The following is an 11550-nucleotide window of genomic DNA, read 5'->3' as shown; positions in this document are numbered from 1 at the left end:
TAAATGAAATGGTTATGTTATTAAATTAATTAAGCCGTGAGCCGCGCATCCCTTCATCCATTCCTTTTTGCCAGGATTTGCGTAACAGGTCTGCATTTTCTGCTGTATCGCAGCTCGCAGGAAATACTTTCCCGGATACTCCCCAGGCGTAGACAAAATCCTCAGTGCATATTTTTTTCTGCCCGTCGGCATAGCCACGCAGGTATTCGTTACGATCAACGTCAGGATCGTTGAAATTATCGGCGAGGGTTTCGTTACTTTTGATCGACACGCCATTCATGGCATCTTCTTTACCGGCCGTGAACCAGCTGGTGCCCGTCCAGGTGGGCTGGAAGGTGTAGGGGTTAATCTGACAGCCTGTCAAAAATAGTGCCAGCAAGGCGAAAACCGTTGGACGCATAATCATTCTCCTTTTTCTTGAGCATAGCCTGGCAAGAGAGAATCGTTGTGTAATTTTAAGTTTACGGATTAATCGAATGTTTTTTGCCTTAAAGTGCCTAATGTAACGTAATGTTTACGTATTTTGGATTGAAATCTTTACTAGGTATGATATTGTGTGTTCACCTCATCGAGGAAACCACTATCGCAAACGAGCATTACAGGATCGCCATCATGCAAAAAGACGCGCTGAACAACGTACATATTACCGACGAACAGGTTTTGATCACGCCCGATCAGTTGAAGCAGGAATTCCCGCTGAGCTCTGAACAGGAAGCGCAGATCGAGCACTCCCGCCAGACCATCTCCAACATCATTGCCGGTCGCGATCCGCGTCTGCTGGTGGTATGCGGGCCTTGCTCCATACACGATCCTGAAACCGCGATTGAATACGCTCGTCGATTTAAAGCATTAGCAGAGGAGGTCAGCGATAGCCTCTACCTGGTCATGCGCGTCTATTTTGAAAAACCTCGTACCACCGTGGGCTGGAAAGGATTGATTAACGATCCGCACATGGATGGCTCGTTTGATGTGGAAGCCGGTCTGAAGATCGCGCGTCGTCTGCTGGTGGAGCTGGTGAACATGGGGCTGCCGCTGGCGACTGAAGCGCTCGATCCGAACAGCCCGCAATACCTGGGCGATCTGTTTAGCTGGTCCGCGATTGGTGCGCGCACCACAGAATCACAGACTCACCGCGAGATGGCCTCTGGTCTGTCGATGCCGGTTGGGTTTAAGAACGGCACTGACGGAAGTCTGGCAACGGCGATCAACGCCATGCGCGCTGCGGCGATGCCGCACCGTTTTGTCGGGATCAACCAGGCCGGCCAGGTTTGCCTGCTGCAAACTCAGGGCAACCCGGATGGTCACGTGATCCTGCGCGGCGGTAAAGCTCCAAACTACAGCCCGGCAGATGTTGCACAGTGCGAAAAAGAGATGGAACAGGCGGGACTGCGCCCGGCTCTGATGGTAGATTGCAGCCATGGTAACTCCAATAAAGATTACCGTCGCCAGCCTGCGGTAGCGGAATCCGTTGTCGCGCAAATCAAAGATGGCAACCGTTCGATTATCGGTCTGATGATTGAGAGTAATATCCACGAGGGTAATCAGTCATCCGAACAGCCGCGCAGCGCCATGAAACACGGCGTCTCCGTCACGGATGCGTGCATCAGTTGGGAAGCGACTGACGCGCTGCTGCGTGAGATCCACAAAGATTTGAACGGCCAGCTGGCGACGCGTCTGGCTTAAGAGGTTTGTTATGGTTGCAGAATTGACCGCACTACGCGATCAAATTGATGAGGTGGATAAGGCGCTGCTGGATTTGCTGGCGCGCCGGATGTCACTGGTTGCTGAAGTCGGGGAAGTCAAAAGTAAATACGGTTTGCCGATTTACGTGCCAGAGCGCGAAGCGTCGATGCTGGCATCCCGACGTCATGAGGCCCAGGCGATGGGCGTTTCTCCCGATCTGATTGAAGATGTCCTGCGTCGCGTGATGCGTGAATCCTACTCCAGCGAAAACGATAAGGGCTTTAAAACCCTCTGTCCGTCGCTGCGTCCGGTGGTGATCGTCGGCGGCGGCGGTCAGATGGGGCGTCTGTTTGAGAAGATGCTGACGCTTTCTGGCTACCAGGTGCGCATTCTTGAAAAAGAAGACTGGGCGCGTGCGCCAGAGCTGATGGCCGATGCGGGCATGGTGATCGTCAGCGTGCCGATTCATGTGACCGAAGAGATTATCGGCAAACTTCCGCCTCTGCCGGAAGATTGCATTCTGGTGGATTTGGCCTCCGTGAAGAACGGACCGCTGCAGGCGATGCTGGCAGCCCATAACGGGCCGGTGCTGGGCTTGCACCCAATGTTCGGCCCGGACAGCGGCAGTCTGGCGAAACAGGTTGTGGTCTACTGCGACGGTCGTCAACCGGAAGCGTACCAGTGGTTCCTGGAACAGATTCAGGTGTGGGGCGCACGTCTGCACCGCATCAGCGCGGTAGAGCACGATCAGAACATGGCCTTCATTCAGGCGCTGCGCCACTTTGCGACCTTCGCTTACGGCCTGCATCTGGCGGAAGAGAACGTGCAGCTGGAGCAGTTGCTGGCGCTCTCCTCGCCGATTTACCGCCTGGAGCTGGCGATGGTCGGGCGTCTGTTTGCCCAGGATCCGCAGTTGTATGCGGACATTATTATGTCGTCAGAGAATAATCTGGCGCTGATCAAACGCTACTACCAGCGCTTTGGTGAAGCGATAGCGCTGCTGGAGCAGGGCGATAAGCAGGCGTTTATCGACAGTTTCCGCAAGGTGGAGCACTGGTTCGGCGATTACGCGAAGCGCTTCCAGAGCGAGAGCCGTACCCTGTTACGCCAGGCGAACGATAGTCGCCAGTAATCCGATGATGTATATACTAAAAGCCAGCACTGCTGGCTTTTTTTATTTTGGGGATTTGTCATGGCTGAACCGCAGGTTTTATTCGATTACACCGGGCACTTACCGGAATGCCCGACCTGGAGCGAGAGCGAGAATGCGCTCTATTGGGCCGATATTCTGGAAGGCGAAATTCATCGCTATCATCTCTCTTCTGGTCAACACTCTGTTCTCTCCTTCCATGAAGAGGTCGGCTGTTTTGCCATACGCGAAAAGGGCGGGTTTATCGTCGCGATGCGTAACGCGATCTGGCTGACGGATAAGCATGGCCTGCTCCAGCGTAAAGTCTGCGATAACCCGTCGAATCCTCAGCTGGCTCGTTTTAACGATGGCGGAACCGATCACCTCGGGCGTTTTTATGCCGGCACGTTTTGGGGGCCGGGCGATTACAACGGCGCGATGCTGATGCGCATTGATAACGACCTGACGCCGAAAGTGATTCAGTGTGATATTCACGGGCACAACGGCCTCGCGTTTAGTCCGGACAAACGGTGGATGTTCACCTCCGACACGCCGAATCGCGTGATCTACCGTACGCCGCTGAATGAGCAGGGCGAGCCGGGGGCGCGTGAGGTGTTTCGCCGGTTCGAGGAGGGCGAGGGCATTCCTGATGGGGCAGCGATGGATGTCGAGGGCTGTTACTGGAGCGCGTTGTTTGATGGCTGGCGTATTGCGCGATTTTCCCCGCAGGGCGAACAGCTGGAAGAGTATCGCCTGCCGGTGCGTTGCCCGACGATGGTCTGTTTTGGCGGCAATGAGATGAAAACGCTGTTTATCACCACTACGCGCGAAAATATGGATAGTCAGGAAGTGGCGGACTATCCGCTCTCCGGGGCGATCTTCACCCTGCCCGTCAGCGTGGCAGGGATGAAGAAAAGCCGGCTTGTCGAACGTTAAACCGGATCGACCGGCACCACGTTTTCGCCCGGATAGCAGCCCAGTACTTTCATTGAGCGGGTGATTTCGCCCAGTTCGCGCAGGGCGTTCTGCATGGACGTTGATTTCAGGTTGGCCTGGATATCGAGATAGAACATCTCTTCCCATGGATTCCCGTTAATCGGACGGGATTCCAGCTTGGTCATGATCAGATTGTGATTACGTAACACCAGCAGGGCTTCAACCAGGGCACCTGCCTGTTGGCCGGTTGCCATCAGCAGCGTCGTTTTCGCCGGAACCTGGTCGGACACATCAATCGCTTTACGCGCCAGTACCACGAAGCGGGTAATGTTCTGCGTCTGGTTCGCCAGGTTGCGCTCCAGTACCTGCAGGCCATACAACGCGCCGCCCGCTTCGTTGCCGAGCGCGGCAACACGTGGAGAGTTCGCCTGCGCCACCTTTTCCATCGCCGCTGAGGTACTTTCGGTGTACTCAATTTTCCAGTGCGGATAGCGATTCAGGAACTGGCTGCACTGCTGGAACGGCTGCGGATGGCTGTAGACCGTATCGATCTGGCTGAGATCGGTTGAGCCAGAAACCAGTACGCAGTGATCAATCGGAATGTTCAGCTCGCCAACCAGCGACAGGCTGGTGTGCTGGAGCAGATCATAGACATCGTTAATGGCGCCGGAGCTGGTGTTTTCGATCGGCACGACGGCATAGTCCGCTTGTCCGGTTTCGACCTGATTAAAGATATCGGCAAATTTCGCGCAGCCGCTTTCAATGAACTCTTCGAAATGGCGGGCGGCATACTGGCGCGCCGCCAGATGCGAGTAAGAGCCTTTTGGTCCGAGGAATGCCACGCGCGCGGAGTGCGGATTGGTTTTATTCAGATGTTGTTGCAGCAGCGCTTGCTGGGTCAGGACGGAATCTTCGATGATCAGCTGGAACAGGCGAGTGATGTAGTGGGCATCAAGATGGTGTGCTTTACCCAGCTCGATCAGTCGCTCCAGCAGATCGCGCTCACGATCGATGTCGCGTACCGGGCGGTGGGAGTCCAGCTTGGCTTTGCCCACTTCGACGGCCAGGGTACGGCGTTCGGCCAGCAGCGCCAGCAGTTTTTCATCCAGTGCGCTGATTTTTACTCGCAGATCCAGTAACGGGTTTTCCGATGTCATAGCGTTGCCTATTTCGTTTATTGTTATCAATAAAAAAGGCCCCCCGGTGTGGGAGGCCTTGTTGTTCGTCTTCGCATTCTTTATCACACGACGAAACGCCTCCCATTCAGGGGAAGGTAAAAAAGAATGCGAAGAAAAACGGAGTGTGTGTCATGAGTTCATCCTGTGATTGAGACCTTTAAAGTACCCGTACTGTTTTCATCCTGTCAATAAAAAACGCGCCCGGAGGCGCGTTAGCGGGACACTCAATTTAAAGGATTACTCTTCTTCAACTTCTTCGGCATAGCTTGCGTCTTTCACCGAGGTGGTGGCACGACGGGCTTCGCCTTTGTGTTGCACTTTATTGAGCTGCCGTTCCAGCTTGTTGATCAAATCGTTGATAGCGGTGTACATATCTTCGTGTTTCGCGCTGGCGACCAGATGGCCGTTAGGAGTATTGATAGTTGCGTCAGCGGTAAAACCCTGTGGTTCCTTAGACAGAATGATATGCGGGTTAATCAAATGAGTTTGCCATTTATCCAGTTTGGCGAGACGGTCTGCGACGTGCTGGCGGATTGCCGGAGTAATTTCCATTTGTTTACTGGTAATGTTCATTGTCATAAATTTTACCTCTTGTCTTTCCGTCTTGGTGATTCCAGCATACCTGTCCTAATGTCAAAATGTGTGATCTAAATCACGTTATTTTGTCACTTTTTGTCAAGGAAGCTTTTTTGTGAGGAAAGACAGGAACAGGCGAATTTTACCTTGTCGAACTCAGGAATTGCGGCCATAGTTGATAGGATTGGTCGGTACGAAACCGCTTCTGCGAGTGACCATAATGGATAAAAAAACGGCAGCCCTTGGGCTGCCGTTTTGCATTTGGGGAACGATCAGGTATTGCTGCTGTTAGCGGCAATGATCTTCGCGACTTTTTCAGCCTGCGCGTTCATCTGCATCTGACGGTATGCGTTTTCCATCAGCTTCAAGCCATCGCGAGTGGCCTGGGTATCCGGGTAATCACGCAGCATGCCTTCGACGCGGTTAACCACGGCAACCCATGCACCACGACGCGTGTAATACTCAGCGACGGAGTACTCATATTTGGACAGACGATCTTTCAGGAACACCAGACGCTTGGTGGCATCGGTGATGTACTGACTGTTCGGATAGCCACGCACCAGCTTGGAGAAGTCATTGAAGGCGTCACGCGCGTGCTGCGGGTCACGGTCAGAACGATCAACACCGAAGAAACCCTGCAGAGCACTGTCATCCAGAGCCATGTTGGTCAGGCCGCGCATGTACATGACATAATCGATGTTCGGATGAGTCGGGTTCAGACGGATGAAGCGATCGATGGCAGCCTGAGCCAGCGGCAGATCGGCATTTTTGTAGTAGGCGTAGATGAGATCTAATTGTACCTGTTGGGAATACGGACCAAATGGATAACGATTATCCAGCGCTTCCAGTTGCGTTATCGCCTGTTTCCAGTTACCGTCCTGCAGTTTTTGTTGTGCAGTCGCATAGATTTCATTCGGCGGATTGTCAGGGACCTGTTCATTTGAACCGGAGCAGCCCACCAAAGCCAGGCTCAACGTGGCCGCTGCCACCAGATATTTCATGCGCGTCATGACGTTTTGACTTTCCTCAAATGTTTGTCCGGGAGAATCTCTTTCCTGCTCCCGATTAAGACCAGCTACAATAGCACACTATATTATACGGCAAAGCCGTAAAACCCAACGTTAAACGAAGAAGCAGTCTATGGCACAACGAGTAGAACTCACCGCAACAGTCTCCGAAAATCAGCTCGGTCAACGCTTAGATCAAGCTTTGGCCGAAATGTTCCCTGATTATTCGCGTTCACGCATAAAAGAATGGATTCTTGACCAGCGCGTGCTGGTTAACGGCAAAGTATGGGACAAGCCAAAAGAGAAAGTGTTAGGTGGGGAAGCCGTCGCCATCAATGCTGAAATAGAAGAAGAAGTCCGCTTCGAGGCGCAGGATATCCCGTTAGAAATCGTCTATGAAGATGACGACATTCTGGTGATCAACAAACCGCGCGGCCTGGTCGTGCATCCTGGCGCCGGTAATCCTGATGGCACCGTACTGAATGCGCTGCTTCATTATTATCCGCCGATTGTTGACGTACCGCGTGCGGGCATCGTTCACCGTCTGGATAAAGACACCACCGGTTTGATGGTGGTCGCGAAAACAGTCCCTGCCCAGACCCGTCTGGTGGAGTCGCTGCAGCTGCGTGAAATCACCCGTGAATATGAGGCCGTGGCGATTGGTCACATGACGTCCGGCGGCACGGTAGAAGAGCCGATCAGCCGTCACCCGACCAAACGTACCCATATGTCGGTGCATCCGATGGGGAAACCAGCGGTAACGCACTACCGCATCATGGAACATTTCCGCATTCATACGCGCCTGCGTCTGCGTCTGGAAACGGGCCGTACTCACCAGATCCGTGTGCACATGTCCCATATCACCCATCCGCTGGTGGGCGATCAGGTTTACGGTGGCCGTCCGCGTCCGCCGAAGGGCGCATCGGAAGAGTTTATCAGCACTCTGCGTAAATTCGACCGCCAGGCGTTGCATGCAACGATGCTGCGTCTCTATCACCCGATCACCGGTATCGAAATGGAATGGCATGCGCCAATCCCACAGGATATGGTCGATCTCATCGCTGCGATGCGCGCAGACTTTGAAGAACATAAGGATAAAGTGGACTGGTTATGACCAAACTGATTGTCCCGGAGTGGCCAATTCCTGCAGGCGTGGCAGCCTGTAGCTCAACCCGTGTGGGTGGCGTGAGTCACGATGCATGGGCGTCATTGAATCTGGGGGCTCACTGTGGTGATAACCCTGAAGACGTTGAAGAGAATCGCAAGCGCATGTTTGCGGCAGGGAATTTGCCGTCAAAACCCGTATGGCTTGAGCAGGTGCACGGCAAAGATGTGTTGAAGCTGACGGGGGAACCCTATGCTTCTAAACGCGCCGATGCATCCTACAGCAATACGCCCGGGACAGTTTGTGCCGTGATGACCGCCGACTGTTTGCCGGTTCTGTTTTGTAACCGTGCGGGCACCGAAGTGGCCGCAGCCCATGCCGGATGGCGGGGGCTGTGCGCGGGTGTGCTGGAAGAGACGGTCGCCTGCTTTGATGATGCTCCAGGCAATATCATCGCATGGCTCGGTCCGGCCATCGGTCCGATGGCTTTTGAAGTCGGCCCTGAAGTGCGGGAAGCCTTTATCGAACAAGATCCGCAAGCCGTCAGCGCGTTCCAACCGACAGGGGATAAATATCTGGCCGATATCTATCAGCTTGCCCGTCAGCGTCTGGGCAATGTCGGTGTGACGCAGATCTTCGGTGGCGATCGCTGTACCTTCACCGAAAAGGGTGATTTTTTCTCTTATCGTCGCGACAAAACCACAGGTCGTATGGCAAGTTTCATTTGGCTGATATAACCTAACGAATCAAGACGATCCGGCACGCGCCGTTTTCTTTTCGCATAATTCAGGTCATTAACCTTGAATAATTGAGGGATGACCTCATTTAATCTCCAGTAGCAAATTTGACCTGTTATGGGAGGAGTTATGCGTCTGGATCGTCTTACTAATAAATTCCAGCTTGCTCTCGCCGATGCCCAGTCTCTCGCACTGGGGCACGACAACCAATTTATCGAACCTCTTCATTTAATGAGCGCCTTGCTGAATCAGGAAGGGGGATCGGTACGTCCTTTACTTACGTCTGCTGGCATTAATGCTGGCGAGCTGCGCACGGCTATCGATCAGGCACTGAGCCGTCTGCCACAGGTGGAAGGCACCGGTGGGGATGTTCAGCCTTCTCAGGATCTGGTGCGCGTGCTGAATCTTTGCGACAAGCTGGCGCAAAAACGTGGGGACAACTTTATCTCGTCGGAACTCTTTGTTCTGGCGGCGCTTGAATCACGCGGTACGCTGACCGATCTGCTGAAATCATCCGGTGCGACAACCGCCAGTGTGACTCAGGCGATTGAAAAAATGCGTGGAGGTGAAAGCGTGAACGATCAGGGAGCCGAAGACCAACGTCAGGCTTTGAAAAAATATACGGTCGATCTGACTGAGCGTGCGGAACAAGGCAAGCTCGATCCGGTGATCGGTCGTGACGAAGAGATTCGCCGTACCATTCAGGTACTGCAGCGTCGTACTAAAAACAACCCGGTACTGATTGGGGAACCGGGCGTCGGTAAAACTGCCATCGTCGAAGGTCTGGCCCAGCGTATTGTCAACGGCGAAGTGCCGGAAGGGCTGAAAGGCCGCCGAGTGCTGGCGCTGGATATGGGTTCGCTGGTGGCGGGGGCAAAATACCGCGGTGAATTCGAAGAGCGTTTAAAAGGCGTGCTTAACGATCTGTCGAAACAGGAAGGGAATGTCATTCTGTTCATCGACGAATTGCACACCATGGTCGGTGCCGGTAAAGCCGATGGCGCAATGGACGCCGGGAACATGCTGAAACCGGCTCTGGCTCGCGGTGAACTGCACTGCGTCGGCGCGACTACGCTCGATGAGTATCGCCAGTACATTGAAAAAGACGCCGCGCTGGAACGTCGATTCCAGAAAGTGTTCGTGGCTGAACCGACGGTGGAAGACACCATCGCAATCTTGCGTGGTCTGAAAGAGCGCTATGAGTTGCATCACCATGTGCAGATTACGGACCCGGCGATTGTGGCGGCTGCCACATTGTCTCATCGCTATATCGCTGACAGGCAACTGCCGGATAAAGCCATCGACCTGATTGATGAAGCGGCATCCAGCATTCGCATGCAGATAGACTCGAAACCGGAAGAGCTCGACAGACTCGACCGCAGGATCATTCAGCTCAAGCTTGAACAGCAGGCGCTGAAGAAAGAGTCTGATGAGGCGAGTAAAAAACGTCTGGATATGCTCAATGAGGAGCTGGACGACAAAGAGCGTCAGTATTCCGAATTAGAAGAAGAGTGGAAAGCTGAGAAAGCGTCGCTTTCGGGCACCCAGACGATCAAGGCTGAGCTTGAGCAGGCGAAAATTGCCATTGAGCAGGCGCGTCGCGTGGGCGACCTGGCGCGTATGTCTGAGCTGCAGTACGGCAAAATTCCGGAACTGGAAAAACAGCTGGAGATGGCGACGCAGTCAGAAGGCAAAACCATGCGTCTGCTGCGTAATAAAGTGACGGATGTGGAAATTGCCGATGTACTGGCGCGCTGGACGGGGATCCCGGTTGCCCGCATGCTGGAAGGTGAACGCGAAAAACTGCTGCGTATGGAGCATGATCTCCATCACCGTGTCATCGGCCAGGATGAAGCCGTCGAAGCGGTATCGAATGCGATTCGTCGTAGCCGCGCGGGCTTGTCCGATCCTAATCGTCCGATTGGTTCGTTCCTGTTCCTGGGGCCGACCGGTGTGGGTAAGACCGAACTGTGTAAAACTCTGGCGAACTTTATGTTCGATAGCGACGACGCGATGGTGCGTATCGATATGTCCGAGTTTATGGAGAAACACTCCGTCTCGCGTCTGGTCGGTGCGCCTCCAGGATATGTCGGGTATGAAGAAGGGGGTTACCTGACTGAAGCGGTTCGTCGTCGTCCTTATTCCGTCATCTTGTTAGATGAAGTGGAAAAAGCGCATCCGGATGTTTTCAACATCTTGCTGCAGGTTCTGGACGATGGTCGTCTGACTGACGGGCAGGGGAGAACGGTCGATTTCCGCAACACCGTGGTGATCATGACCTCGAACCTGGGTTCCGATTTGATTCAGGAACGTTTCGGTGAGCTGGATTACGGTCATATGAAAGATCTGGTGCTGGGCGTGGTTAGCCATAGCTTCCGTCCGGAGTTCATTAACCGTATTGATGAAGTGGTCGTGTTCCACCCGCTTGGGGAAAAACACATTGCTTCTATTGCGCAGATTCAGTTGCAGCGTTTGTATAAACGTCTCGAAGAGCGTGGGTACGAGATCCATATCTCCGACGACGCGCTGAAACTGTTAAGTGCGAATGGTTACGATCCGGTTTACGGGGCGCGTCCTCTGAAACGTGCTATCCAGCAGCAGATCGAAAACCCACTGGCACAGCAAATCCTTTCCGGGGAGCTGATTCCAGGGAAAGTCATTCGTCTCGAAGTGAACGAAGACCGAATTGTGGCCGTGCAGTAATTCACAAAACCTGAAAAACGAGCCCTCCGGGGCTCGTTTTTGTTTAAAAACCAGGCGAAACTCAATGTCTGGGATATGATTTGCCTGGAAAGTGAGCAGTTAGTCATTATTTTCTGATTTACACTTGCAGCCACAGAATAACTCCCTATAATGCGCCTCCACTGACACGGAACAACGGCACGCAAGCCGCCGTAGCAGCAGGGGTTCAGCGATGAACGCCGACAGAGAAAAGCGAAATTAAACGCTTGACTCTGAATGAGGAAAACGTATTATACGGGACCTCGCAACGGTGAGCGAAAGCCGCGTTGCACTGCTCTTTAACAATTTATCAGACAATCTGTGTGGGCACTCAAAGTGACATGGATTCTAAACGTCGCAAGACGCTAAATGAATACCAAAGTCTCTGAGTGAACATACGTAATTCATTACGAAGTTTAATTCACGAGCATCAAACTTAAATTGAAGAGTTTGATCATGGCTCAGATTGAACGCTGGC

11 protein-coding genes and 1 other annotated feature are annotated in these 11550 nt (G+C 53.3%); of the genes, 6 read left to right on the top strand and 5 right to left on the bottom strand.

Annotated elements, in window-relative coordinates:
- Nucleotides 1–25: 25 nt before the first annotated feature.
- Nucleotides 26–400 (bottom strand): DUF2799 domain-containing protein, encoded by a 375-nt coding sequence (locus QQF33_RS11775; protein ID WP_282494235.1) that lies wholly within the window; start codon nt 398–400, stop codon nt 26–28.
- A gap of 212 nt (nt 401–612) precedes the next feature.
- On the opposite strand from QQF33_RS11775, the gene aroF reads away from it, so the two are divergent.
- Genes aroF through QQF33_RS11760 form a run of 3 tightly spaced genes read left to right on the top strand, consistent with a single transcriptional unit; the run spans nt 613 to nt 3748 of the window.
- A complete protein-coding gene (gene aroF, locus QQF33_RS11770) occupies nt 613–1683 on the top strand; it encodes a 3-deoxy-7-phosphoheptulonate synthase AroF (protein ID WP_282494236.1) in 1071 nt (356 codons plus the stop codon).
- Between the two features lie 10 nt (nt 1684–1693).
- The gene (tyrA, locus tag QQF33_RS11765; protein ID WP_285150025.1) at nt 1694–2815 is read left to right on the top strand and encodes a bifunctional chorismate mutase/prephenate dehydrogenase; all 1122 of its coding nucleotides are present in this window, start codon (nt 1694–1696) and stop codon (nt 2813–2815) included.
- Nucleotides 2816–2875: 60 nt separating this feature from the next.
- Complete coding sequence (locus tag QQF33_RS11760; protein ID WP_285150024.1) at nt 2876–3748, top strand: SMP-30/gluconolactonase/LRE family protein; 873 nt, start codon at nt 2876–2878, stop codon at nt 3746–3748.
- On the opposite strand, the gene pheA is transcribed toward QQF33_RS11760, so the two are convergent.
- The 4 genes from pheA to bamD form a co-directional block, all read right to left on the bottom strand.
- Entirely contained in the window at nt 3745–4905 is a 1161-nt protein-coding gene (pheA, locus tag QQF33_RS11755) for a bifunctional chorismate mutase/prephenate dehydratase (RefSeq protein ID WP_282494239.1), read from the bottom strand. The two genes, QQF33_RS11760 and pheA, sit on opposite strands and share 4 nt — an antisense overlap.
- Before the next feature lie 29 nt (nt 4906–4934).
- Nucleotides 4935–5060 (bottom strand) — a sequence feature (Phe leader region).
- Nucleotides 5012–5059 (bottom strand): pheA operon leader peptide PheL, encoded by a 48-nt coding sequence (gene pheL / locus QQF33_RS11750; RefSeq protein ID WP_261628237.1) that lies wholly within the window; start codon nt 5057–5059, stop codon nt 5012–5014. It overlaps the preceding feature by 48 nt.
- Before the next feature lie 103 nt (nt 5061–5163).
- The gene (gene raiA / locus QQF33_RS11745; RefSeq protein WP_095282963.1) at nt 5164–5505 is read right to left on the bottom strand and encodes a ribosome-associated translation inhibitor RaiA; all 342 of its coding nucleotides are present in this window, start codon (nt 5503–5505) and stop codon (nt 5164–5166) included.
- A gap of 269 nt (nt 5506–5774) precedes the next feature.
- Nucleotides 5775–6512 (bottom strand): outer membrane protein assembly factor BamD, encoded by a 738-nt coding sequence (gene bamD, locus QQF33_RS11740; protein ID WP_095282962.1) that lies wholly within the window; start codon nt 6510–6512, stop codon nt 5775–5777.
- A gap of 130 nt (nt 6513–6642) precedes the next feature.
- Here bamD and rluD point away from each other — a divergent pair, with 130 nt between their 5' ends.
- From rluD to clpB, 3 genes are all read left to right on the top strand, one after another.
- Nucleotides 6643–7623 carry a 23S rRNA pseudouridine(1911/1915/1917) synthase RluD gene (gene rluD, locus QQF33_RS11735; protein WP_282494240.1) on the top strand — a complete coding sequence of 327 codons (981 nt, stop codon included), beginning with the start codon at nt 6643–6645 and terminating at the stop codon, nt 7621–7623.
- On the top strand, nt 7620–8351 hold the full coding sequence (yfiH, locus tag QQF33_RS11730) for a purine nucleoside phosphorylase YfiH (RefSeq protein WP_285150021.1): 732 nt from the start codon (nt 7620–7622) through the stop codon (nt 8349–8351). Before rluD ends, yfiH begins: the two co-directional genes overlap by 4 nt.
- A 129-nt stretch (nt 8352–8480) precedes the next feature.
- Nucleotides 8481–11054 (top strand): ATP-dependent chaperone ClpB, encoded by a 2574-nt coding sequence (gene clpB / locus QQF33_RS11725; protein WP_282494242.1) that lies wholly within the window; start codon nt 8481–8483, stop codon nt 11052–11054.
- The last annotated feature ends 496 nt before the right edge of the window (nt 11055–11550 follow it).

It is taken from the genome of Lelliottia wanjuensis (assembly GCF_030238365.1).
Classification (GTDB): domain Bacteria; phylum Pseudomonadota; class Gammaproteobacteria; order Enterobacterales; family Enterobacteriaceae; genus Enterobacter; species Enterobacter wanjuensis.
This window is presented reverse-complemented; position numbering and strand designations above follow the sequence as displayed.